At 39.7% G+C, this 25,250-nt stretch carries 21 protein-coding genes, 1 other RNA gene and 1 pseudogene; all 23 read right to left on the bottom strand.

The annotated features are described in order from the left end of the window. Positions 1–13 precede the first annotated feature (13 nt). On the bottom strand, positions 14–1,315 hold the full coding sequence (locus tag AAAT26_RS00855; protein ID WP_004698739.1) for a replication-associated recombination protein A: 1,302 nt from the start codon (positions 1,313–1,315) through the stop codon (positions 14–16). Positions 1,316–1,541: 226 nt separating this feature from the next. Then, positions 1,542–1,712: non-coding RNA, 6S RNA (gene ssrS, locus AAAT26_RS00850), on the bottom strand. An 80-nt stretch (positions 1,713–1,792) separates the two neighbouring features. Beyond that, positions 1,793–3,598, bottom strand: coding sequence for an aspartate--tRNA ligase (gene aspS, locus AAAT26_RS00845; protein ID WP_349208750.1), 1,806 nt, complete (start codon positions 3,596–3,598; stop codon positions 1,793–1,795). A gap of 8 nt (positions 3,599–3,606) precedes the next feature. Beyond that, positions 3,607–4,878 carry a histidine--tRNA ligase gene (gene hisS / locus AAAT26_RS00840; protein WP_349208749.1) on the bottom strand — a complete coding sequence of 424 codons (1,272 nt, stop codon included), beginning with the start codon at positions 4,876–4,878 and terminating at the stop codon, positions 3,607–3,609. After that, positions 4,878–6,305 (bottom strand): coproporphyrinogen dehydrogenase HemZ, encoded by a 1,428-nt coding sequence (hemZ, locus tag AAAT26_RS00835; RefSeq protein WP_120055411.1) that lies wholly within the window; start codon positions 6,303–6,305, stop codon positions 4,878–4,880. Before hemZ ends, hisS begins: the two co-directional genes overlap by 1 nt. Continuing rightward, the gene (locus tag AAAT26_RS00830) at positions 6,298–6,786 is read right to left on the bottom strand and encodes a Fur family transcriptional regulator (RefSeq protein WP_004696420.1); all 489 of its coding nucleotides are present in this window, start codon (positions 6,784–6,786) and stop codon (positions 6,298–6,300) included. The genes hemZ and AAAT26_RS00830 overlap by 8 nt, the downstream gene beginning before the upstream one ends. 41 nt (positions 6,787–6,827) lie before the next feature. After that, positions 6,828–7,463 (bottom strand): MBL fold metallo-hydrolase, encoded by a 636-nt coding sequence (locus tag AAAT26_RS00825; RefSeq protein ID WP_120055413.1) that lies wholly within the window; start codon positions 7,461–7,463, stop codon positions 6,828–6,830. Further along, positions 7,463–9,703, bottom strand: a complete 2,241-nt coding sequence (locus AAAT26_RS00820; RefSeq protein ID WP_004696424.1) for a RelA/SpoT family protein — start codon at positions 9,701–9,703, stop codon at positions 7,463–7,465. Before AAAT26_RS00820 ends, AAAT26_RS00825 begins: the two co-directional genes overlap by 1 nt. An 11-nt stretch (positions 9,704–9,714) precedes the next feature. After that, positions 9,715–11,697, bottom strand: coding sequence for a single-stranded-DNA-specific exonuclease RecJ (gene recJ / locus AAAT26_RS00815; protein WP_077708569.1), 1,983 nt, complete (start codon positions 11,695–11,697; stop codon positions 9,715–9,717). A 194-nt stretch (positions 11,698–11,891) separates the two neighbouring features. Next, complete coding sequence (hydG, locus tag AAAT26_RS00810; protein WP_349208748.1) at positions 11,892–13,310, bottom strand: [FeFe] hydrogenase H-cluster radical SAM maturase HydG; 1,419 nt, start codon at positions 13,308–13,310, stop codon at positions 11,892–11,894. A 310-nt stretch (positions 13,311–13,620) separates the two neighbouring features. After that, complete coding sequence (locus tag AAAT26_RS00805; RefSeq protein ID WP_024061977.1) at positions 13,621–14,709, bottom strand: ABC transporter substrate-binding protein; 1,089 nt, start codon at positions 14,707–14,709, stop codon at positions 13,621–13,623. A gap of 1 nt (position 14,710) precedes the next feature. After that, complete coding sequence (locus AAAT26_RS00800) at positions 14,711–15,520, bottom strand: ABC transporter ATP-binding protein (protein ID WP_120055415.1); 810 nt, start codon at positions 15,518–15,520, stop codon at positions 14,711–14,713. A gap of 14 nt (positions 15,521–15,534) precedes the next feature. After that, a complete protein-coding gene (locus AAAT26_RS00795) occupies positions 15,535–16,533 on the bottom strand; it encodes a FecCD family ABC transporter permease (protein ID WP_120055417.1) in 999 nt (332 codons plus the stop codon). A gap of 1 nt (position 16,534) precedes the next feature. Further along, positions 16,535–17,557 carry a FecCD family ABC transporter permease gene (locus tag AAAT26_RS00790; RefSeq protein ID WP_120055419.1) on the bottom strand — a complete coding sequence of 341 codons (1,023 nt, stop codon included), beginning with the start codon at positions 17,555–17,557 and terminating at the stop codon, positions 16,535–16,537. 293 nt (positions 17,558–17,850) lie between these two features. Then, a complete protein-coding gene (locus AAAT26_RS00785) occupies positions 17,851–18,615 on the bottom strand; it encodes an ABC transporter permease (protein WP_004698663.1) in 765 nt (254 codons plus the stop codon). Further along, the gene (locus AAAT26_RS00780) at positions 18,612–19,268 is read right to left on the bottom strand and encodes an ABC transporter ATP-binding protein (protein ID WP_349208747.1); all 657 of its coding nucleotides are present in this window, start codon (positions 19,266–19,268) and stop codon (positions 18,612–18,614) included. The genes AAAT26_RS00785 and AAAT26_RS00780 overlap by 4 nt, the downstream gene beginning before the upstream one ends. Before the next feature lie 154 nt (positions 19,269–19,422). Continuing rightward, on the bottom strand, positions 19,423–19,707 hold the full coding sequence (rpmA, locus tag AAAT26_RS00775; protein ID WP_004696430.1) for a 50S ribosomal protein L27: 285 nt from the start codon (positions 19,705–19,707) through the stop codon (positions 19,423–19,425). A gap of 12 nt (positions 19,708–19,719) precedes the next feature. Beyond that, the gene (locus tag AAAT26_RS00770) at positions 19,720–20,034 is read right to left on the bottom strand and encodes a ribosomal-processing cysteine protease Prp (protein ID WP_004698521.1); all 315 of its coding nucleotides are present in this window, start codon (positions 20,032–20,034) and stop codon (positions 19,720–19,722) included. Between the two features lie 2 nt (positions 20,035–20,036). After that, positions 20,037–20,348, bottom strand: a complete 312-nt coding sequence (rplU, locus tag AAAT26_RS00765) for a 50S ribosomal protein L21 (RefSeq protein WP_021148346.1) — start codon at positions 20,346–20,348, stop codon at positions 20,037–20,039. A 201-nt stretch (positions 20,349–20,549) separates the two neighbouring features. Further along, positions 20,550–21,125: pseudogene (locus AAAT26_RS00760) on the bottom strand (manganese efflux pump MntP). 28 nt (positions 21,126–21,153) lie between these two features. Beyond that, positions 21,154–22,581, bottom strand: coding sequence for an Rne/Rng family ribonuclease (locus AAAT26_RS00755; RefSeq protein ID WP_195213110.1), 1,428 nt, complete (start codon positions 22,579–22,581; stop codon positions 21,154–21,156). 109 nt (positions 22,582–22,690) lie between these two features. Further along, positions 22,691–23,386, bottom strand: coding sequence for a TIGR03936 family radical SAM-associated protein (locus tag AAAT26_RS00750; RefSeq protein ID WP_195213109.1), 696 nt, complete (start codon positions 23,384–23,386; stop codon positions 22,691–22,693). Beyond that, the gene (locus AAAT26_RS00745) at positions 23,358–25,241 is read right to left on the bottom strand and encodes a TIGR03960 family B12-binding radical SAM protein (RefSeq protein ID WP_004698741.1); all 1,884 of its coding nucleotides are present in this window, start codon (positions 25,239–25,241) and stop codon (positions 23,358–23,360) included. The genes AAAT26_RS00750 and AAAT26_RS00745 overlap by 29 nt, the downstream gene beginning before the upstream one ends. Positions 25,242–25,250 lie beyond the last annotated feature (9 nt).

Raw genomic sequence — 25,250 nt, 5'->3', positions numbered from 1 at the left:
TCGTAATATTAAGTTAATTTTTACAACGTTTCTCCCAGTCGTGAAGTAACTGTTCCTCAGTCCCTCTCTTTATGCCCTTATAGTAGGTTGCATCGACTAGAGGCGTTGGTAAATACTGCTGTTTTACAAATCCATTAGGATAATTATGAGCATACTTATAAGCTTTCCCATGGCCTAATTTACTAGCCCCGCTATAGTGACTATCTTTCAAATGATCCGGTACTTGTCCACAATCCTTATGTCGCACATCAGATATCGCGGCATCAATAGCTACATAAGCAGAATTACTTTTAGGTGCGAGAGCAACATAGCACGCAGCCTCAGATAATATAATGCGCGCCTCCGGAAAACCTACCATATGAGCCGCTTGAGCTGCTGCATTTGCGAGTATGAGAGCTTGTGGATCCGCAAGACCTACATCCTCTGCTGCACAAATAACAATACGACGAGCAATGAAGTTAGGATCCTCTCCGGCTTCAATCATACGCGCTAAATAATGTACTGTTGCCTGCACATCGGAGCCACGCATACTTTTAATAAAAGCTGAAATTGTATCGTAATGACTATCACCTTTTTTATCGTATGTATATATGCGACGACCTACGACCTTTTCGAGAACTTCAATAGTAATCATCCCCTCATCAGGAACCATAGCTGCTGCTTGTTCAAGAATATTGAGAGCCATACGCCCATCGCCATTGACGAAAATCCCCACATCCTCCAGAACTTCATCGGTTACCTGTAGATGGCGTTTGCCAAGGCCTACCTCTTCATCGGTAATGGCGCGACGTAAAATTTGACCGATAGCCTTTGGTGTAAGTGCTTCTAATGTAATAAGACGCAAACGAGATAAAAGTGGTCTATTAACTTCAAAGAACGGATTCTCTGTAGTAGCGCCAATAAGAATGATAGTACCATCCTCTACACAGGGTAACAACACATCTTGTTGGCTTTTATTAAAGCGATGGATTTCATCGAGGAATAGAATTGTTCGTTGCTGTAAAGAACGAACCCGTTTTCGCGCGTCTTCAATGATAGTACGCAACTCACCAATACCAGCGTTAGTAGCATTCAGATTTACAAAATAACTATTGCTCACCTTAGCTATGATTCCGGCTAATGTAGTCTTACCCGTTCCACAAGGCCCATAAAAAAGCATAGATGGTATTGTATCCTTCTCTACCATAGCTCTCAAGAAAGTCCCCTTACCTACGGCCTTCTCTTGACCATATAAATGATCTAGTTTAGTAGGACGCATTCGTACAGGAAGCGGCTCGTATGTATTTGTAGGTGTCATATCAAACAAACTATCCATTCTATCACCTCAATTCTCACTCAGTTTAACTGTCGTATTTTCATATCTATAACTATTCAATCAAAAAACAATTACTTCCCCGTCATAAAAGCCCAATGACATCAGTAACTTGGTATCACTAATAATATTTATAAGACATTTAGGACTTTTAAGACTATAAAAAATTTTAGTTCTTACAAAAGATATATTTATAGTATATGATATTTCAGTCTATTTTTACACGCAAAAAAGCCCCACCATGCCGTAATGTACCGCGTTTTGATCCTGCAAGGGCAGGTGGGTGTCCTCCTCATCCTGCAATTGTCCCGTAAGGGCGTAACGTTCAGACGAGAGTCAGACTCCCAAAGTAAATGTGTTGGCTCAAAACTGCGATATCACACGCACATGGCAGGGATATCTTATACTTAAATAGTATCAGAAAGATTAGCAATTAACAAGTCTTGACATTTCGATTTCAATCAATTCTTGCCTATGTTTTTACACTAAAGATTGCTCTTGTTCTTCTTCTACATCTGGTTTAATATGCAACTCTTTTAATTGCTTAGGTTCTACTTCAGATGGAGCTTGGCTCATGATATCAGAAGCAGATTGAGTTTTAGGGAATGCGATTACGTCGCGGATAGATTGACGTTTTGCCATCAACATAACAAGACGATCAAGGCCAAATGCACAGCCTGCATGAGGAGGTGCACCGTATTGGAATGCATCAAGCATGAAGCCAAATTTAGATCTTGCTTCTTCAATAGACAAACCAATTGCTTTGAATACTTTTTCTTGTACGTCAGCTTGGTAGATACGCAAGGAACCGCCACCGATTTCTACGCCATTCAATACCATGTCGTAAGCAATCGCTTTTACACTGCCAGGATCGGATTCTAATTTATCAAAATCCGCATGGCGTGGCATTGTGAACGGATGATGCATTGCAACATAACGTTTTTCGTCTTCGTTATATTCGAACATAGGGAAATCAGTTACCCATGTGAATGCTAATTTATCTTGGTCGATCATATTCATACGGCGTGCCATTTCAAGGCGTAATTCGCCTAATGCACGTGCCACAGTTGCAGGTTTATCAGCAATCATCAATACAAGGTCGCCACCTTTAGCGCCCATTTTTTCACCAATATTGCGGATTGTATCTTCACCTAAGAACTTCATGATTTGAGACTTAATAGAACCATCTTCATTGAAGCAAGCCCACGCAAGGCCTTTAGCACCGTAACGGTTTACATACTCAACAAGGTCATCAAGTTCACGGCGAGGGATGCCAGCGTCACCAGGCACAACGATACCTTTAACTACGCCACCATTGTCGATAACAGAGCGGAAGACTTTGAATTCTGTATCTTTTACAAGATCAGTTACATCAGTAAACGCCATATCAAAACGAAGATCCGGCTTATCAGAGCCGTATTTATCCATTGCTTCATCCCATGTAATACGAGACATAGGCAAAGAAATTTCTTTACCTAATGCAGTTTTAAATATATGAGCAATCATCTCTTCAAGCAATGCATAAATATCTTCTTCATCAACGAAGGACATTTCTAAATCGAGCTGAGTGAACTCAGGTTGACGGTCTGCGCGCAAATCTTCATCGCGGAAGCAACGAACGATTTGGAAGTATTTTTCATAACCAGCAACCATCAAGATTTGTTTGAAAATTTGTGGAGATTGTGGCAATGCATAGAATGTACCAGCATTTACACGGGAAGGCACTAGATAGTCACGAGCGCCCTCTGGCGTAGATTTAGTAAGCATTGGTGTTTCAATTTCCAAGAAATCGCGGCTATCAAAGAAGTCGCGCATTGCTTTGGTTACCTTGTGACGTAAAATCAAGTTGCGTTGCATTTCAGGACGGCGTAAGTCAAGGTAACGGTATTTCAAACGAATATTTTCATCTACATCGATATCATCTTGGATATAGAATGGAGGCGTCTTAGCGGAGTTCAATACGCGCAACTCTTCACAGAACATTTCATATGCACCTGTAGGAAGGTTAGGATTAATAGCAGCTTCATCACGTTTTGTAATTTTACCACGTACGCAAAGCACATATTCATTACGAACATCCTCTGCTTTGTGGAAAGATTCTACATTATGATCTGGAGATGCTACTACTTGTACTACGCCAGAACGATCGCGTAAATCCAAGAAAATCAAACCACCATGGTCACGACGGCGTTCAACCCAACCACATAATACGACCTCTTTACCTACCTCTTGTTCAGAGATGGTGCCACAACCGTGCGTACGGTGTAAGCCTTGCATTGTTTCCATTCTAATTGTCATCCTTTCACCAAAGAAGTTATACGTTCAGAAACTGTATTAAGTGGTACAGTTTCTTGTTCACTAGTTTCCATGAATCGGATTATGGCTTCCCCACGAGCCAATTCATCATCACCCAATATAATAACATATTTTGCATTAATTTTGTTAGCATATTTTAATTGTGCCTTCATACTCTTGCCCTGTCCGTCCATTTCAACAGGAATATCAAGACTGCGAAGTTTTTGGCAAATTTTGAAAGCCTCTACCTTAGCCGCATCACCAAGAGCTACTACGAATGCAGATGGTTCTACAGTTGGTTCAGGCAATAGGTTTTGTTTTTCAAGAGCTAATAATAAGCGCTCCATGCCCATGGCAAAACCGATAGCTGGTGTATGCGGACCATCGAGCTCTTCTACGAGACCATCGTAACGACCACCACCGGCTACGGCACTTTGAGCACCTAAAGGAGTATATTGTACCTCAAAGGCTGTCTTTGTATAGTAATCAAGGCCACGTACGAGACGAGGATTTAAAGTATATTGCACATTAGCTGCAGTTAAATAGGTTTTCAATTCTTCAAAATGATCATGACACTCTTCACATAAATGTTCGTGAATTTCAGGAGCACCTACGGACAAGGATTTGCATGTTTCATTTTTGCAGTCCAAGATACGCAAAGGATTTTTGTACAAACGCTCTTGGCAATCGCTACATAATTGTTCCTTTTTAGGTTCAAAGAAAGCGATTAATTTTTCTCGGTATACAGGACGACATATTGGGCAACCTACGGAGTTTACTTCTACATTGAGGTCTTTAAGGCCAAAGTCTTTTAATAACTGTACAACCATACAGATAACTTCACTATCTACCACTGGAGATTGCGAACCTAGTACCTCTGCACCAAACTGGTGGAATTGACGATAACGACCCGCTTGCGGTTTATCATGACGGAACATAGGGCCCATGTAATACCATTTTGTGAGACCTTCTTTACCATATACTTTATTTTCTAAGTATGCGCGCACAGCAGACGCCGTATTTTCAGGGCGTAAGGTAAAGCTAGAACCACCGTCATCACCAGTGGTAAAGGTGTACATCTCTTTTTGTACTACATCTGTAGTCTCACCGATACCGCGTAAGAATAATTTAGTTTCTTCAAAGGCAGGTGTGCGAATTTCATTGAACCCATATACTTTACAAATTTCGCGCATACGTTGTTCAATATAATGCCAATGTATCATCTGTTCTGGCAAAAAGTCTTGTGTACCTCTTGGTTTTCTTATAGCCATTACACAACCTCCCAAAATCTTTCACAAATTCTATGTCGTTTCTCTAAAAGTGCATCTATCGTTTCGTGATAAACATCTACGTCTTTTGGCATATGCTGTTTAAGTTGACGATATTCAGGGGCGCGCATCCACTTGGATGAACTGCCAGGCCCCATAGATAGAATACTCTGCCGTTCTTCCATAATCTGGATATTATATTCACACGCTTTGCCAGGCAAGGTATAGCCAATATTCTCTAACTGCCCTCTCATATATTGTTGGCGATATAAATAATATGGCACATAACCAGCCGCTTCAAGACGCTCTTTACCATATTGTACCATTTCCGCCACAAGATGTTCTTCAGGAATATCATCTTCCATATGTAAATCGTACAACGGGCTACCACGTTTTAATGCTAACGTATGAATTGTAACATTTTCCGGCAGATTTTGACATACATAATCCATATTCTCTATCATGTTTAACATCGTTTGATTAGGCAAGCCTGCAATAAAATCCATATTTACGGCTAATGATGTATTGTTTTTTACATATTGTAAAAGTTCATCAATATCCCGTACACTATGGCCGCGTCCAATACGACGCAAAATATCATCTTGCATTGTTTGCGGGTTAATGCTAATACGATTCACACCTAGCGCAAGCATGGAACGTAGCTTTGTAGGATTAACAGAATCAGGTCGTCCTGCCTCTACAGTAAATTCATGACCTTCTGGTACGAGTAGAGACAACTGTTTTAGAACCTGGTGAAAGTCTTCATCCTTTAGCACTGTCGGAGTACCACCGCCCATATAGAGGGTATCTACGGTTAGATTATAAGATTGGATAATAGCTTTCATATCTTCTATATCACGGGTTAAAGCCCTTAGAAATTGACTTTTACCAGCATAATCCTGATAGAGACCATATGGAAACGAGCAATATACGCAACGCGTGTCACAGAAAGGAATACCACAATAGAGGCTTACCTTTTTATCATCTGTATCAGATAGAAATGGACGTTGATACTCGCCAATGGCCCCCAAAGTAGCAAGCTTTTCTATAGACACAGAAAACTCGTCCCGAATGTGACGAGTTGCTGCGTGGACAGAGCCATATGTATCTATATATTTATGTAGTAGCTTTGTAGGGCGCACACCTACCATGGTTCCCCACGGAGCCTCAGCAGGTAAGCCTTGATATTCACGCAAATAGCGCAACAAGGCTTGTCCAATTTGACGACGCCCCATAGAGGAAACAGGTCCTTCAAAAATCTGAACCGAATCACCAATAGTAACAGTTAATGTGTACATCCCTTCCATTTCATGCGCTTCAAGGATAACCTCTGGATGTACCTTATCAGAAAAGAGTCCTGCCGCGCCACAGTTATGAGCTACTACGGAGCCAAGTGGTAATGGCCCCGTATATAGATAACCATTAACCATGATGGGACATACGCTCAAGCTTTTCTAATTCTGCTTCAGTCATATGATTTTGGCAATCGCTACAGTAACCATATACTTTCAATTGATGATCAATGGTACGGAAGTTTAATTTCTTAGCGATAATAGACTCCAATGTTTCAAGCATGTCGTCTTCAAACTCAGATACTTTACCACATTTTACGCAAATCAAATGATGATGGAAATGAGCGAATTCTTCGTCATTTAATTCATAGCGATTACGGCCATCACCAAAATCAAGACGTTTTAACAAATCAAGTTCTGTGAAGAGATCAAGAGTTCTGTAAATTGTTGCCAACCCGATATCAGGTGCCACCTCTTTTACAAGAACATATACATCTTCAGCACTCAAGTGATTTTCATCAGCATCGATGAATGCTTGCAAAATTGTTTGACGTTGAGTTGTCAATTTGTACTTTTTGTCTTTAATGCGTTCTTTTAATTTTTCTAATGTTGTGTTCATAATAAATTTCCCCTCGACTGTAAAAAATAATTCGTTTAAACCTACTGACCAACGAATGGGTTGTATTGTTTTTCATACCCTATATTTGTTTCCGGTCCATGACCAGGATAAACCATTGTATTATCAGGCAATGTATAAAGCTGAGTCTTAATAGATGATATCAGGGTCTCATAAGAACCATTTGGAAAATCTGTACGGCCTACGGAATCTCTGAATAGAGTATCCCCTACAAATACAAGACCTTCCATATAATAACACACCCCTCCTGGCGTATGACCTGGTGTTTCAAGCACCTCAAGATCGATATCACCACATGTAATGTGATCACCTTGTTTAACCTCGATAATTTCCGCTTTTACCTTAATTGGCGTTGGATTGCTATAAGCACTAAGATTAAGTTCAGGATCAGATAAATACGGTACATCGCCTTTATGAATATATACAGGCACATGATAGATGTTTACAATCTCTTGAATGCCACCAATATGATCTCCATGACCATGTGTCAGTACAATCGCCTTCGGCTTTAAGTCATGTTTTTTTAGCGCATCTAGTACTTCAGCTGTTGCAGGATCGATAATGAAAGCTTCACCTATCGCTTTATCACCGATAACATAGCAATTTGTTCCTAGTGGACCTAAAGGCATGCGCATAAGCACTAATTGTTGTTCGCTCATTAAGCCCCTCCTTTACTACGTTGAACAGTATACACTTCACGAATACGACGCAATTTAGTCATTACGAAATCTAGTTGCGAAATATCCCGAATATCAACCACCAAATTGATGCTTACATTTTTTGTATCTTCTTGAACCTTAGCATTGATGTTAGTAATGGTGATTTTCAATTCTGAAAGCACCGCCATAACCTCCATGAGAATGCCAGCTCGATCATAAGCTTGAATATCAATGCCTACGTGGAAAGATTCGCCAGAAGAACCGTCCCAAGAGACTTCTATCATCCGCTCTAAATCTTCAGGTGAATGGCCCATGCTAGGGCAATCACAACGGTGAATAGAAACGCCACGACCACGGGTTATGTAACCTATAATATCATCACCAGGTACAGGATTACAGCATTTTGCCATACGCACCATCACACCAGCTTCACCTTTTACGAGAACACCAGTGCCATTTTTAGTTTTCTTTTGTCCTTGAGATTTTAACTTCTCAATAATTTGCTCTGTACTGCGCTTAGATTCCTCTACCTCTTTAGACTTTTTATAAAGTTCAATTAAACGCAAGAGAACCGTGCTTACAGGAATACCGCCATAGCCACAGGCTGCAAACATTTCCTCTTCTGTACCGGCTTTAAGTTGTTTCGTTACATGTTGTAAACGGTTGTCTGCACATAATTCTTTCCAATTATGATTCAATCGTTTTGCTTCTTTTTCAAGAGCTTCTAAGCCTTTTTCAATATTTTCAGCTTTATTTTCACGCTTGAACCAATTGCGAATTTTGCTCTTACTTTCAGAAGAACCTACGATATTCAACCAGTCAAGGCTAGGACGACCTGTTTTGGATGTGATGATATCAACAATATCACCATTTTGCAAGGTGTAATCCAGCGGTACAATTTTACCGTTTACCTTAGCACCTACACAATGATGACCTACATCGGTATGAACTCGATAGGCAAAATCAAGAGGTACAGAGCCTATTGGCAACTTAACAACGTCACCCTTTGGCGTAAATACAAATACCTCACCAGAGAAAACGTCTAATTTCAAAGCATTAACGAGTTCCGTTGGATTACTAGTATCTTGCCATTCAAGAACCTGGCGCAGCCATGCAACCTTTTGATCAAATTCTTTATCGCCGTTTTTATTTCCTTCTTTATATCGCCAGTGAGCGGCCACACCATATTCAGATACACGGTGCATTTCCCAAGTACGGATTTGAATCTCTACCGGTTGCCCCATCGTGCCGATAACGGTTGTATGCAAGGATTGATACATATTAGACTTCGGCATGGAAATATAATCTTTGAAGCGATAAGGCAATGGCTTCCACAAGCTATGTGCAATGCCAAGTACTGCATAACAATCAGGGATGCTATCAACGATCACACGAACGGCAAGCAAATCATAAATTTGGGATAAATCACGATTATCCTTTTTCATCTTCTTATAAATACTGTAGAAGTGTTTTGGACGACCTTTGATATCCGCCTTGATATGGGCTTCACTTAAGGCCTTTGTAAGTTGCCTCATCGTATCATTAACGATGTCTTCCCGGACTTGGCGTTTTTGTTTCATTTGATCGACTAGATCATAGTATTTTTCCGGCTCTAAATAACGGAAGGATAAATCTTCCAACTCCCATTTCACATTGAAGATACCAAGACGATGTGCCAAAGGTGCAAAGATTTCTAGGGTTTCCTTAGCAATACGCTTTTGTTTGTCACTACGCATATGCTTTAAGGTGCGCATATTATGTAAGCGATCACCCAATTTAATAACTACGACACGTACGTCCTTCGCCATAGCTAAAATCATCTTTCGATAGTTTTCCATTTGGCGATCTTCTTTGGTTTCATACTGGAATTGGTTTAATTTTGTTACCCCATCAACGAGGAATGCTACTTCAGAGCCAAACATCTCCTCTAGGTCTTCCTTCGAGTAAGATGTATCTTCAACCACATCATGCATTAGAGCTGCCATGAGTGTAATATGATCGATTTGTAAATGTGCCAAAATATCAGCTACAGCTAGAGGATGCATGATATACGGTTCACCGGAAGCTCTAAACTGACCTTCATGAGCCTTATCAGCAAGCTCAAAAGCTTTCAATACTTGGTCACACTCATCATCTGTTAAATACGTATGGATATACTCCATAAACTCAGCTAAGGCTTTACTTTTATCAAATGTACTTTGTTCTACCAAAGCTTTGCCTTCTTCATTTACAGTTGTCATGATGTCACCTCCTATACACTATAAGTAAGGAATGTTACGGATGTGACAAGATCTAATTTTCCTTCAATGGCGTTCCATCTAAGCATTAATTGACCATCATCACTTGTATATTCTTCAACAATGCCCAATTCTTTAAATACATCAATAGATGTTAGAGCACTGCGATTATTCTGATCTGCCGGCTTACGGCGCAATATATCTTGTTCTACATTATAAACCGATTGACTACGACCTCGCATGGACTGTTTTATTATGACATACATTTGTCTAAGCCCTTCTGTAGAAAGCTTAATCGGCTCTTCAGTCAATGGTTCAATAGCTTGAATCATGAGTTGCGGAGAAACCATGCCTTGCCATTCATTCTTTTGCAAAGAAAATGCCACTTTTACCACAGTTCCCACAAAGATAAATTTAAATAAGTCTGGACGATTCCAAGCTATAGCATCTAATGTACCATTCGAAGTTTCAAATATTATCTTACAATGATTTTTTAATTGGCCCATGAGCATAATATCTTGCACGGTAGCTTCCATAATAGCAAAGACTGGCGTGCTATTGGCCATTCCATAAGGTTCAAGGTCTGATACGCGGTCAATGATATCGACATCGATATCATCAACAGGTAGTTCCGCATCAATAGCAACCACAGGAATATATTCCTCATCTGTAATAACTGCTTTGCAATACTTGGTTAACCGTTCTCGTAACTCATCAATACGATTTGCATCGATGCTAAAGCCTGCTGCCGCAGCATGCCCGCCAAACTGTAGCAAGATATCCTCACAAGATTTTAATGCATCATATATGTTAAAGCCATCTATACTACGGCACGAGCCTTTACCAACGCCATCATGAATACTGATGACTAAGGTTGGCTTGTAAAACTCCTCTACTAGACGAGAAGCAACAATACCAATGACTCCTGGATGCCACTCTTCGCCGGCCACAATAGTTACATAATCAGCTTTATGTCCTTGATTAGCTACATCAACACGAGCCAACTCATGAATATTTCGTTCTAACTCTTGTCGTTCACGGTTCGTTTCATTTAGTTCCTCCGCAATTGCCTCTACTATATCCTCGTCATCGGTCACAAGTAATTCAACTGCACGCGTTGCATGCGTTACGCGACCCGCTGCATTAAGACGAGGTGCTAAGGTAAAACCAATATGTCCAGATGTAATAGTTCGTTCATGAAGCCCAGCTACATCAATAAGCTTTTTAATCCCCAAGTTAGGTTCCCTATTCATCTTCTCAAGGCCTGATTTTACAATGATACGGTTCTCACCGACCAAAGGCACTACATCTGCCACAGTGCCAAGTGCAACGATATCTAAATCATCTAAGTACCATTCTCCGTGCTTTGTAAGCCACAAGGCTTGGCATAACTTAAAAGCAACACCTACTCCAGATAAGTTTTTATCCTTATATGGACAGTCCTTTTGCTTATGATTTATAACGGCCTTGGCTCGTGGAATCATATCAGGAGCCGTATGGTGATCCGTAATAATCATATCGATGCGGTCTCGTACAGCCTCTACAATATCGTAAGAACTAATGCCGCAGTCTACAGTAATGACTAAAGCCGTTCCCCGTTCAATAAGGTGCTCTAAAGCCTCTAAATTGAGGCCATACCCTTCACTTTGACGTTCTGGTATGTAATAGGTAACATCGGCACCTAATTTCTTTAAAAATCGATAAAGTACTGATGTTGCAGTAATACCATCTACATCATAATCACCATAAATGACGATTGGTTTGTGACTTTCAATTGTTTCCAGAACTAGTGAAACAGCCACATCCATATCTTTTAATGTAAATGGATCTAACAAATCTGACAAAGTACCTTGTAAAAACTGACGACCTTCGTCTACATCAATGTGACGATTCACCATTAATTTAGCCACAATAGGGTTTACACCAAGTTCACGGATTAAGATATTCTCTTTCTCTTGATCACCTTTACAAAGGCGCCAACGTTTTTTCTTAATCATCATATCCCTCAGTAGTTTATAATCAATATTATTCTTGAATTCAACGTATTATCATTATCATTTTTATTTATTATACCTTAAAATGCAAATAAAATAAACCATTTTATATATTTTATTCTCATTTAAACTTTGCTATTTTCTCAACAAGAAAGAGCCTCCCATTATCAATAGGAGGCTCCATATCAGTGAATTCCTTAGAACCGGAAGTCCCGTTCGCCGTCTTTCATCTGTGCAATATAAGCTTTAGCTTTATCTTTAACTAAATCATTTTTGATATTTTCTAACTGTTGTTCAATAACCTTTGAACCATGAGCCTTAGTCTTTTCATCACCGTAATCCATGATATATTCGTTCAATGTCATCAACGCATTTGGTTGACAACAGTTGTGAATTTGACCGGATTTTGCAAGAGCCATAAAGCGATCCCCAGTTCTACCTGCACGATAACAAGCAGTGCAGAAGCTTGGAACATACCCAAGATCTAGCAACCAGTTAACGATTTCATCTAATGTACGCGTATCACTACGATCGAATTGTGCCGTATTATCTTCTGGCTTTTCTTCTTCTTTGTAACCACCTACGCTAGTACGAGATCCACCACTAATTTGGGAGATACCTAATGCCAAGCCACGTTCACGCATGGACTGACTTTCACGAGTGGACATAATCATACCTGTATACGGTGTGGAGACGCGGATAAGAGCAACAATTTTTTCAAATACATCATCAGGCACAGCATTACTGAAATCATCTACATCGATATCATCAGCTGGACAAATACGAGGTACAGAAATAGTATGTGGACCTACCCCATACACAGCCTCTAAATGTTCAGCGTGCATCAACAATCCAACGAAATCATATTTATAATGTTCCAAACCATAAAGAACACCGATGCCTACATCATCAATACCACCTTGCATAGCGCGGTCCATCGCCTCTGTATGGTAGGCGTAGTCGCTCTTAGGACCTGTAGGATGTAAAGCTTCATAGTTTTCTTTGTTATATGTTTCTTGGAATAATGTATATGTGCCAATACCAGCTTCATGTAATTTTTTGTAGTCCTCAACGGAACAAGCTGCAATATTTACGTTTACACGGCGGATTTCACCATTTTTATTTTTGATACCGTAAATCGTCTTGATGGATTCCAAAATATATTCAAGAGGATTATTTAATGGATCCTCACCAGACTCAATTACAATACGCTTATGGCCCATCGCTTCTAACGCAATAACCTCTTCTCTGATTTGGTCTTGCGTTAATTTTTTACGTTTAATATCGCGGTTTTTGGAGTGGTACGGACAATACACACATCCATTGATACAATAGTTAGACAAGTATAACGGTGCAAATAGAACAATACGATCGCCGTAGATAGCCTTCTTGATTTCCTTTGCTAAAGCAAAAAGCTTTTCCTTATATTCAGGTAACGGACATTCTAAGAGAATTGCTGCTTCTCGGTGGTTTAATCCCTTAAATGTAGCAGCTTTCGCTAAAATAGCATCTAACAACTCCCGATTTTCCTTGTTTTCCTCTGCATAGGCAAGTGTGTCAAGGATTTCCTGATGGGAAATAAATTCCTCCGCCTTTGGAGATTTTACATCATACATAGTACTTACCTCAAATCTTTCTAGTGGCAATGCCACCCCTCTTTAGGTTTATGAAAGTATATGACAACCAGTCTTCTGGTATTTCACTGATACTGTACATAGTATACCACTATTCCTACTAAAAAGCACAGGAATTTGATACATGCAAAAAGGTTGCCACCTCATAAGAGGAAGCAACCTTTATATCATGGGAGTTTCTAATCTATATCGATTATCTATATCGAATATGACTAAAATGTATGTATGTATTTTTACACGAGATAAACCCTTACATAATAGTACTAACTATATATTACAAATGTATTTAGTCCTATTCTCCCCATGTATCATACAGCTCTTTCATAGCACGTTCTTTCGCAATAATACCATGGGCCATCCACAAAGTACTATCCACTTGCAATACATGATCGGCTTTTACAGCAGGCAAATTTTTCCACAACTCATCTTTTTTAAGATTTGCCAATCGTTGGTCTGCTACACCTTGATTATTAGCACTAGAAGCACCGTAACCAGCAGAAACGATTAAATAGCCTGCATCAAGATCGGGTAATCGCTCTAAAGAAATCGCATTGTTCGTAGGGTTAAGTTCTGTTTCTAATACCATATCAGGCGGTTTAATATTAAGTAATTCAGCCATAAAGACATTCAAATCGCTTTTCATATACGGATACAATCGTATTTCTTTATTTAAAATTCTTAGAAAAGCTACGGTTTCCCCTTGCATATGTTCAGCTAAAGCTATCCGTGTTTTCTTAGCCTGTGAATAATATTCTTTCAAACGAGCTTCCCCTTTTTCAGGGACCCCAAGTGCTTTAGCAATAGTTAGTAGTGCAACTTCTTCCTTATTTACGTTGACAGAAATGGTTGGAGCAATTTTAGAAAGTGCATTATATGCCGCTTTGCCATAAGAGTCACGCATAATAATCAAATCCGGTTTTAAAGCCTGAATCTGCTCATAGTTGATAGTCTTTGTTTCATCATTAATACTAAAATTTTGAACATTACGATTACTTAATTCATTATAAAGATAGCTTTTTTCATTAAAATTTGCCCCTATAAAAGATTCATCTAATGCAATCATAGGATCTTCTGTCCGAACAACCACGATACGTTTATGTTCTTTGGGCATAACTGTTGTCCCGAGCTTATGAGTGACAATAATCTTATCTCCTTCAACAGTAACAATTTTATCTGCTGCCTTTTGGATAGCCGTTAATCGCTTCTTAAACTCTTTATCAATGTCTTTCGGATCATTTGACCGTTCAAGGGCTGTTTTTACCTTATCATCAAGATTAGCATAGATAGCTTCATGAGTCATACCATTTTCCTGTGGACCACATCCTGCAATTCCCATGAGCATACAAGCCCCCAAAAGACCAGAAATTAACAAACGCTTCATACTACACCTCACGTGCCGTATGGCCATAATTTTTCATAGAATAAGGAATACAGAACGGACGATCTGTCTTAGGGTCATTCATGATTGTAGAATCTACACCAAATACATCCTTCAACATTTCATTATGGAAGATAGTATGAGGCGTACCTTCGTATTGAATTTTTCCATCCTTCATGGCAACTAAATTATCAGCAAAACGAGCGGCTTCATTAAGTTCGTGAATAACCATAACAATCGTTTTGTTATAAGCTTTATTCAAATGCTCTACTAAATGTAATACATCCATTTGGTGAGATACATCAAGGAAGCTAGTAGGCTCGTCAAGGAATAGAATGTCTGTATTTTGAGCGATAGCCATGGCAATCCATGCGCGTTGCCGTTGCCCCCCAGACATATTTGTAATGCCACGATCTGCAAACTGAAGTAATTCAGTCTCCTTCAAAGCCCACTCTACAATTTCTTTATCCTCTTTTGTAGTACGGGCAAATAAGCTGCCTTGATGCGGTGCACGACCGTACATAACAAGTTCACGAACTGTAATTTCACCAGGTGCCGTTGGATTTTGAGGCAAAATAGCAACCTTTTTTGCTAGTTCTCTACTACCATAAGAACCGATAGATTTACCATCTAGTAAGACATCGCCATCCATTGGTCGAATAATACGACAAATAGTTTTTAGTAAAGTAGATTTACCACAACCATTAGCACCAATTAATGCTGTTACCTTGCCTTCTGGAATCGTAAGATTTAAGTTCTCTATAATTTTTGTATCACCGTAACCAGTAGTTAGGTTTTTAACTTCTAATTTCATTTATATTTCCCCTTTTACGCTTTTGTTTTTGCTAGAATATACAAGAAGTATGGTGCCCCGATTAAAGCTACAATAATCCCTAAGAGGATTTCATCAGGCGCAATAATGGATCGGCCAATCCAGTCAGCAGTGACCACTAAAATAGCTCCAATTAGACCTGTTAATGGCAAGAAATAGGCATGATCGGCACCGACTAAGCGGCGTGCAATATGCGGGGAAATAAGCCCTACAAAACCAATGCTGCCACCGATAGCTACACAGAACCCAGATAAAAGAACTGCAATAATAAGGTATACAAATCTAGAGCGATTTATATGTACACCAAGCCCAATCGCTGTTTCATCAGCTAGGCTCAATAAATTTAGCTCCATATAACGGGCATAGAGAATGAGTGATAATACAATGACAACTGGCGCAAGCACCCATACATGCTCCCATGTATTACCCGAAATAGTGCCGATGGTCCAAGTATTAACTAAATAAAATTTATTAGGGTCCAAACGCGTTACGAGTAAGACTTGCAATGCATGGAGTCCTGCACTCATAGAGATACCTGTTAAGATTAAACGATATGGAGAAATAATATCTCTACCGCGACAAGATAGAAGATAAATTAAAATCGCTGCCACAACAGCCCCAGCTACGGCAACAGTAGGTAATGTCCAAATCCCCCACGCCGTTGTAGAACCTGCAAAATATACTAAAAGAACTACACCTAAACCAGCACCAGCATTTACGCCTAACAAGCTTGGACTAGCCAATTCATTCCGAGATATAGTTTGAAAAATTGCACCAGACATAGCAAGGCCCATACCAATAAATACAGCCAAGATGGTGCGAACTAAACGGAAATCAAAAACTGTGAGTTTTTCTACATCATTACCACCGCCAAAGAGAATGCGAATAAGATCAGATGTAGACATATCACTAAAGCCTGTATGAAGATGTCCATACATGGCACCTAACAACATGAGCGTCATAACGAAAGAGTAGGCAAAAAAGCGTTTTTTCATCTTATTTTCCTCCCTTACGATTTGCTAAATAAATAAAGAATGGAACACCTACAAGAGCAGTAATGGCACCTAATGGTGTTTCGAATGGAGGATTTACGATACGAGCTACAACGTCAGCAATCATAACAAGTACTGCACCAAAGAGTGCAGAGAATGGAATTACAAGACGATAATCGATGCCTACCAGTTTACGTGTTATATGTGGAATAACGAGACCTACAAAGCCGATCGGACCGGCTAGAGCAACAGCAGAACCGCTAAGAATAAGTACAGTCAAACCAGATAATACACGTACACGATTTAAATTACTGCCAAGACCAATAGCTACCTCTTCGCCAAAGCTTAAGAGCGTAACAGATTTAGATACGTACATGGCAATAAGAATACCAATGAGTGTCCAAGGTAATACGAGTAATACTTGTTCCATACGAATACCACTAATACCGCCTGCAGTCCAAAAGCTTAACTCTTGTGCCACTTGGAAGTACACAACAAGCATATGTGTAACAGCCACAAATACTGCACTAATAGCCGTACCTGCAAGTGCAAGATATACAGGAGTAGCTTTACCACCTACGCGTTTAGCAAGAGCTAAAATGAACAGTGTTGCCAATGCGGCCCCACCGAAGGAAAACAAAATACTTCCATTTAAGGTTAAATAAGGAAATAAAATCATCCCAACAGCTAAACCAAAACTGGCACCTGCGTTAATCCCCAAAATAGAAGGACTTGCCATAGGATTGTTGGTAACACCTTGCATCAGTGCACCTGATACGGCAAAGCTGATACCTACAACGATACCTGCTATCATACGTGGCAAGCGCAATGTTTGAACGATCATCTGACCTATACTATTAGGATCATAGTTAGTAAAGGATAAAATAATATCATCTAGGCTGATATAGCGTATCCCAATGAAGAGTGAACCAAGAGATGTGGCAATTAAAATAGCTAAAGCCAGTATACCTAGTAGCGTAGTTTTAGCTGCGCGCCCTCCCCTTGTTTCTACGTCATAATTGCTCATAAGAACTCCTTACAATACGAAATACTATAGAATTTACTGATACATTATATCAACAATGCTCTATCTATTTCAATAATAAATCTCAGTATCATTTATAGCAATAATGCAATGTTAAAAACAAAATAAGTAAATCTTTATAACTATACAGAATTATATCCAACAATTTTTATTCCTATAATCATATATAAACATTATTTCTATAAAAAAAGAGCAGTAACCTTAAGGCTACTACTCTAAGTTATGAGTAAATATTCTGATTTGATGTACAATAAAATATATTTAAAGTACTAAATTTACCTATTTAATTGATTCCTATTATTAAAAAATGCTCTATACGCTAATTGACAAGTAATAAAGCAAGCAATCGATATAGTAGATAAACTCATAAATGTCACGATCATTTGATATTTTACAGCTTCAAGTGGAGGCATTCCCGCTAAGATTAGACCTGTCATCATTCCTGGTAAAGCCACGATTCCTAAAGTCTTAGCGCTATCTACAGTAGGTTGCAATCCAGTCTTTATAACATCTCGCACGATGGCTTTTGACGCTTGCTTAGGCGTACTTCCTAACGCTAGTTTAATTTCCACCTCTTGTTGGCGTAACTCAAAATTTGATAGCATTTGTCGATAACAAAGGCCAATTGCCACCATAGCTCCACTAATAACCATCCCTCCAACAGGAATCACCTGATAAGCAGTAAAGTTAAGCACACCTGTTAGAAGCAAAATCGATAATGTAATGCTTGCACCTACGGTTATGGCAAACCAAGAAATCCACAATGCATATGGTATTCCCTTACCGCGTTTAGAAGAATTATAGGCTGCATTAATAGCCATAAAACCTAATAATCCGATTATGAATATAGGACTTTCAGTACTAAAAATATAAGCTAAAATAAAGCCTATGGCAAATAACTGTATGGTAGCTCGTAAAGCACTTATAAAAATATCTTTCTCTAACTTCAACTCCTGCCGATAGGACATAAACATACTTATAATAACTAATATAGATGCAAGACATAATGACATGGCTGAAATAGCATGAAATTGACTCACCGTAATACCTCCTCTTTAGCTAATGATCCATCTACAATTGTAATGCGGCGATTAGCCTTACGTAAGCTTTGTTCCTCACTATGTGTTATTGCTATGATGGTCATCCCATTATTATAAAGTTCATCGATTACCTGTTCCACGATAGCCGTGTTAACAGCATCTAATGCAGAGGTAACCTCATCTAAAAGCAATACTTTAGGTTCAAAGATAAGGCTTCGAATGAGACAAATCCGTTGCATTTCTCCACCAGATAGTTCATCATTATGGCGCTCAAGATATTCAATAGGCATATGAAGTAAATCGAAAAGATATTTGATACGAATCATATCAGGTTCCATACCTCGAATATCATAAGGGAACAAAATATTACGACGCACCGTTTTTGCAAACAAGTAAGGTCTTTGAAAGCAATAACCTACCTCTTTTCGATAACTTTCTGGATCTATAGTGGCTAAATCACGTCCATTATAAGTAATAACCCCTGAGGTAGGGCTAATTAAATCACTGCATAATTTTAAAAGTGTACTTTTACCACTACCAGAAGGGCCTACAATAGTGAGATACTCTCCGTCATGTACAGATAGAGACACATCACGGATAATAGACTTTTCTTTTACAACATAGGATATATTAGATAACTCTAATAGTGCCATAATGCCTCCGATCATATTTCAAGACTCTATGATATATTTAATAATCACTTTAAGCTATATTATATTATACCAATACAACTTACACCATAATAAACAAAAATAAGCAACAAAAAATCCCTAGTGGAAACCACTAGGGATTAATAGTCATGTAAAATTAAGCTTCTACAGGGTATACGCTAACTTTACGGTTATAACGACCAGCACGTTCAAATGCTACTTTACCAGGCACAAGTGCGAATAAAGTGTCATCTTTACCGATACCTACGTTAGTACCAGGGTGGAAGTGAGTACCACGTTGACGAACGATGATGTTACCGCTCTTTACGATGGAACCATCATGGCATTTAACACCAAGACGTTTAGATTCACTATCACGACCGTTACGAGTACTGGACACACCTTTTTTATGTGCGAACAATTGCAAATCAAAAGTAAACATTAAGTTCACCTCCTATATTTCGTGAATTTGGACAAACTCTGGATATTGACGGCTAATTTCCTCCAAACCGAGAAGCATAGTCCCCAGAATATCCTGTCCACTCTGATTAATCGTACCAGAGAGAACTATATCACATTGACCTTCGCTATTCGTATACTCACCTTCTTGTTGAGCAATTTGGGTGAGGCCTAACATCGCCGTTGCCGATAAGGCAGACACTGCAGCACATACGATATCGAAGCCATGTTCATCATATCCTGCATGACCGGACATATGACAACCAATAACTTGACCATCACTATTCCGCTGGATTCCGATGGAAACCATAATTAAGCTTGGATAGATTCAATACGAACTTTTGTGAACGGTTGACGATGGCCTTGACGACGTCGGTAGTTGGATTTAGCTTTGTATTTGAATACTAAGATCTTTTTACCTTTACCATGCTCAAGAACTGTACCTGTAACTTTTGCACCGTTTACAAGAGGAGCGCCAACTTTAACGTCGCCGTCATTCACTACAGTCAAAACTTCTTCGAATGTAACGGACTCGTTAGCAGCTACTTCCAATTTTTCGATAGTAATTACATCGCCTTCAGCAACGCGATATTGTTTACCACCAGTTTTAATAATTGCGTACATAAGAACACCTCCTTGTTATCGAACTCGCTGAATTCGGTATCCCGACCCGAACTTCGGTCGGGCGTTTAAACCTGTTTCACGCGGATTGCAAAGTTCAGTAAACCGAACTAATACTGATATAGTATATCCTATTTACACAGTCATGTCAAACAAAAATCAACAGAATCCGCTCAGTTTCTGACACTTTCATATATATATACCTTAAAATTCCCCAATAATCCCAAGATGTTGTAAAAGTATCTTTGTACCGATGAGAATCAATACACCGCCACCTACTATATCTGCATATTTTCCAACAAATCGGCCCATAAATTTACCTAAGTAAACACCCACTAAAGATATACCAAAGGTAATAACACCAATCATCGTAGATGCTTCCCATACATTGATAGGTAAAAATGCAAAGGTCAACCCTACAGTCATTGCATCAAGGCTAGTCGCTACGGAGAGCATCATCATTTCCCAGACACCCAAGAATTGCTTATCATCGTCCTCTTCATCATCATCGCTAAGTCCCTCTCTGATCATAGCGATACCTAAATAACCAAGAAGTCCGAAGATAATCTAGTGGTCCCAATCAGCAATCACATCGATAAATTGACGACCGATGAGCCAACCAATAAGAGGCATAAGAAACTGGAACAAACCAAAAAGAAATGCCAAGGTTACCTTACGGCCATTCTCGCCTACGGGCATTGTTAGCCCCTTACCGATAGATACACCAAAGGCATCCATCGCTAGGCCTATACTAATTAATATAATTTCAAATACAGACACTATACTCACCTATAAACAAACTACTTACTTATTCAGTTATAGCCATCAAGGAATACCCTTCTCGACTAATTTGTGGATTTACTACAATAGAAATCTTGCGCCCTATAGACTCACCTAAATCCTCGAGAATAGCCTTTGTTAAATACTGAGCCACCTCCGGATGAACTTCGATTTCTAGATTCGTTTTAATACGTCCCGACTTAAATAACTCGCGGATACGACGCACGATCTGCATATACACAGTACGACCTGACAACATATAGCCCGTACCACCGCATTGAGGGCATGTATCAAACATCAAGGTTTGCAAGCCTTGGCGAGCTCGCTTTCTGGTCATCTCTACGAGGCCAAGCGAACTAATGCCGCATACAACAGTTTTCATTTTATCTAACTTAGCTTGTACCCCCAACAATTTTAACAATTCTTGTTGATGCTCTTTATCTTTCATATCGATGAAATCGACCACAATGATACCGCCAATATCGCGCAAACGCAATTGACGACAGATTTCTTTCGCCGCCTCTTTATTGACTGTGAAAGCTAAATCTTCCAGCTTATTAGACTTACCAGTATAGTGAGCAGAGTTTACATCAAACACGGTAAGAGCTTCAGTATGATCGATACGGATTGAACCACCAGAAGGAAGATTAATATCGCGAGAGATAAGATCTTCTAATTGCGGTTCAATGTGGTTTGCCTTAAAGATAGGTGTACTATCGCGATGACGTGTTACTTTAATTTGTTGCGACGTAGGTCCATGACCTAAAAGATCCATCAATCGACCTTCACCCATATCGGAATCAACGATGATTTCCTCTACATTGCGATGCGCATAGTCCCGAACAAGGCGGAACCAAAAATCCGCATCACTATAAAGGTCAGTACCACTCTTAGCAACCTTAAAACGCTTCAACACATGTTGCCAGGTCCGCCACAGATACTCCATATCGCGACCGATTTCATCGGCACTGGCCTTAGCTGCTGCAGTACGAATGATAAAACCGCAACCTTCTTGTACATAAGGGGTTGCCAATTCTTGTAGTTTACTGCGCATGGTTTCGTCTGTAATTTTCTTGGAAATATGCATGCCTTCAGAATATGGTAATAGTACCATAAAACGACCAGCCAAACTGACATCTGCAGTCACGCGGGCGCCTTTACCGAGCATTTCTTCTTTCACTACTTGAACGAGAATTTGTTGCCCTACAGATAGGCGTGGCAAAATTTTCTGTTCCTTCCCTTGTTGAAGGTTCAAATACGCATTTTGAGAGCCCCCAATATCAACAAAGGCCGCTTGCATACCGTTTAATACGTTCTTTACTGTGCCTTTGTACATATGATTTGCCATATGAGAATCATCGGTACGCTCCAAGACAAAGTCCACTAGCTGGCCTTCTTCGTCGATAACAGCCATACGAATTTCTTCGCGCATAACATTGACCAAAATTTTATGCATCCTATCCCTCCCTTCTTTATACTTTCAGAATATAAAATAATATATTAAATCCCTAACATCTACATAAATAGCTAAGATTTACATAGGTAATTAATATTTACGTAAGTAGTTAATAATTAATTTCTAATGGCGTATAGCGACCTTCTTCGTTTTCTACCATAATTGCTTTACGATGAATTTCGTAGCTAGTTGTAATAGGCCAATTATATTGATCCTTGCCTAAATTCCACACTTCGCTAGGTTTGATTGTACCTTGCGGATAAATGCCGATGCCCATTGTAAGGGTCACCATACCGTCCTTAACGGAGGCTACGATGGGTTCTTTTACAAACTCTTTTACATCAATGGTACGAGTTTTCTTAGGTGTTACCTTTTCATAAGAAATTTCCGTTGCTTCATTAAAAGGTTTGAGTAACGCATCCCAATCAGCATTTTCATCTGTCACAGGACCTGTTACCTCATAGATAGCAAAATTACAGATGGCCATCATCTTTTTCACCTTTTCAGGCATTTCTTTACCGTCTAGTACTTCAAGTCCTGGAGGTGCTACGCGATTTAAACGGTCCATAATGGACTCTAAACTATCCTCTTCAAGCACATCCATATCGATATATTCAGCCGCTGCCGTTACGCCTAAAGCAAGAGCAGAGGAAAAGCTAATTTTCATATGAGGGTTAAAGCCTTCAGAATATGCCATTTTAATTTCTGCTCGACGTATCATCCGCTCTACAGCTTGAGCATAATCAAGGTGTGACAGGAATCGTAATTCTTCGCCCTTATTTAAGGCCAAACGTAACTTTTTCAACTCTGCCACCCTCCTTATAGTCAATAATAGCTGTATTGAGCTCTGGACATACATTACAGCCCTTACATGGAGCTCGACGACAATCGCCTGTAAGATTAGCTGCTACCGCTTGCTCCCACTCACGCTTTAAGAAAGCTTTACTTACAGTACAATCTAAATGATCCCAAGGCAATGGCTCATCGAAATCTCGTGTACGACGTGCAAAATACGCAGGATCCAATCCGCAGTCAGCGAATGCTTTCAACCAAGCTTCATAGTTAAAGAACTCAGTCCAACCATCAAATTTACAACCAGCTTTCCAAGCCTCTACGAGAACTTTAGATAGTCTACGATCTCCGCGAGCAAAAGCGGCTTCCATGTAGCCAGTATAACCATCATGATAGTGATAAGAAATGTTACGATTATTGATGAGAGACTTCAAGTAACGTTGTTTACGATGAATCTCCTCCACATCTTCTTGACCATACCATTGATATGGAGAATGTGTTTTTGGTACGAAGAAGGATACGCTCACCGTTACAGAACCATTACGTTTGCCTGTAATATCACGGTGCAAGTCAAGCACCTTGTACGCAAGATCTGCAATACCAGCCAAATCTTCGTCTGTTTCTGTAGGAAGCCCCATCATAAAATACAATTTAACCGTGTTCCATCCTGATTTGAAGGCATTAGTACATGCGGCCAACAAATCTTCTTCACTAACGCCCTTATTGATAACGTCACGCATCCGTTGCGTACCTGCTTCAGGCGCAAAGGTAAGACCACTCTTGCGCACTTGCTGTACCTTTTTCGCAATATCGATAGAGAAGCTATCAATACGCAATGACGGTAAGCTAACGCTAACTTGTTTATCTTTAAACTCTTCCATGAGCATATCTACGAGTTCAGGCAATTTAGAATAGTCCGCAGAGCTCAAACTCATCAAGGATATTTCATTGTACCCCGTATTGGCAATTGTATCTTTAGCAATCTGTAACAAACGTTCTGGCGTCTTTTCACGAACCGGACGATAGAGCATACCGGCCTGACAGAAACGACAACCACGCGTACAGCCACGGAATAACTCCAATACAGCACGGTCATGCACTATATCAAGGAACGGTACAACAGGCTTTGTTGGATAGAATACATTCTCTACATCCTCTATAATACGTTTCTCAACGGTTGCAGGTACGTCTTCGAAACGCGGCGTAATCGATTTAAAATCGCCTTGTTCGGTGTATTCTACATCGTATAAAGCCGGGCAATATGTGCCAGGAATTTGAGCTACTTTACGCAAAAAGCCTTCTTTGCCACCTGGGAAGCCTTTGGCTTTTTCTGCTTTAAATAAGTCGATGAATTCATCGCCCCACTCTTCGGATTCACCGAGGGATACGATATCAAAGAAATCAGCAATAGGCTCTACATTATACGCACAAGGGCCACCGCATACAAGCAGTGGAAAATCTAAATCACGCTCCTTAGCATACATAGGAATGCCTGCTAAATCGAGCATATTTAAAATGTTAGTAAAACTCATTTCATATTGAAGCGTAAATGCTAACACATCAAAGTCTTTAATAGGCGTACGTGTTTCTAAGGAAAATAATGGAATATTACGCTTGCGCATTTCCTCTTCCATATCGTGCCACGGTGCAAATACGCGCTCGGCTACCGCATCTTCACGACGGTTTACGAGACCATACAAAATCTTGATGCCCAAATGACTCATGGCCACTTCGTACACATCGGGAAAACCTAAAGCCATAGTTACATCAACAGTACTGTGATCTTTCACGATACTATTGTATTCGCCGCCCGTGTAACGAGCGGGCTTTTGGACATGTTGTAACCATGACGTATCTAATTGAATCATACATCCTCC

The organism is Veillonella parvula (genome assembly GCF_040094895.1).
Taxonomy (GTDB): Bacteria; Bacillota; Negativicutes; order Veillonellales; family Veillonellaceae; genus Veillonella; species Veillonella parvula_L.
The sequence above is the reverse complement of the archived record's forward strand: the minus strand, read 5'-3'. Positions and strand labels throughout refer to the sequence as shown.

Bases quoted from the DNA above. Each gene is read 5' to 3' on its own strand.
- hisS (WP_349208749.1), bottom strand. From the start codon at position 4,878: ATGGCTATAAGAAAACCAAGAGGTACACAAGACTTTTTGCCAGAACAG.
- hydG (WP_349208748.1), bottom strand. From the start codon at position 13,310: ATGTATGATGTAAAATCTCCAAAGGCGGAGGAATTTATTTCCCATCAG.
- AAAT26_RS00825 (WP_120055413.1), bottom strand. From the start codon at position 7,463: ATGAGCGAACAACAATTAGTGCTTATGCGCATGCCTTTAGGTCCACTA.
- AAAT26_RS00820 (WP_004696424.1), bottom strand. From the start codon at position 9,703: ATGACAACTGTAAATGAAGAAGGCAAAGCTTTGGTAGAACAAAGTACA.
- AAAT26_RS00770 (WP_004698521.1), bottom strand. From the start codon at position 20,034: ATGGTTTCCATCGGAATCCAGCGGAATAGTGATGGTCAAGTTATTGGT.
- AAAT26_RS00790 (WP_120055419.1), bottom strand. From the start codon at position 17,557: ATGAGCAATTATGACGTAGAAACAAGGGGAGGGCGCGCAGCTAAAACT.
- AAAT26_RS00755 (WP_195213110.1), bottom strand. From the start codon at position 22,581: ATGCATAAAATTTTGGTCAATGTTATGCGCGAAGAAATTCGTATGGCT.
- AAAT26_RS00780 (WP_349208747.1), bottom strand. From the start codon at position 19,268: ATGGCACTATTAGAGTTATCTAATATATCCTATGTTGTAAAAGAAAAG.
- rpmA (WP_004696430.1), bottom strand. From the start codon at position 19,707: ATGTTTACTTTTGATTTGCAATTGTTCGCACATAAAAAAGGTGTGTCC.
- AAAT26_RS00855 (WP_004698739.1), bottom strand. From the start codon at position 1,315: ATGGATAGTTTGTTTGATATGACACCTACAAATACATACGAGCCGCTT.
- AAAT26_RS00805 (WP_024061977.1), bottom strand. From the start codon at position 14,709: ATGAAGCGTTTGTTAATTTCTGGTCTTTTGGGGGCTTGTATGCTCATG.
- rplU (WP_021148346.1), bottom strand. From the start codon at position 20,348: ATGTACGCAATTATTAAAACTGGTGGTAAACAATATCGCGTTGCTGAA.
- AAAT26_RS00745 (WP_004698741.1), bottom strand. From the start codon at position 25,241: ATGATTCAATTAGATACGTCATGGTTACAACATGTCCAAAAGCCCGCT.
- recJ (WP_077708569.1), bottom strand. From the start codon at position 11,697: ATGATTAAGAAAAAACGTTGGCGCCTTTGTAAAGGTGATCAAGAGAAA.
- aspS (WP_349208750.1), bottom strand. From the start codon at position 3,598: ATGGAAACAATGCAAGGCTTACACCGTACGCACGGTTGTGGCACCATC.
- AAAT26_RS00830 (WP_004696420.1), bottom strand. From the start codon at position 6,786: ATGAACACAACATTAGAAAAATTAAAAGAACGCATTAAAGACAAAAAG.
- AAAT26_RS00795 (WP_120055417.1), bottom strand. From the start codon at position 16,533: ATGAAAAAACGCTTTTTTGCCTACTCTTTCGTTATGACGCTCATGTTG.
- hemZ (WP_120055411.1), bottom strand. From the start codon at position 6,305: ATGGTTAATGGTTATCTATATACGGGGCCATTACCACTTGGCTCCGTA.
- AAAT26_RS00800 (WP_120055415.1), bottom strand. From the start codon at position 15,520: ATGAAATTAGAAGTTAAAAACCTAACTACTGGTTACGGTGATACAAAA.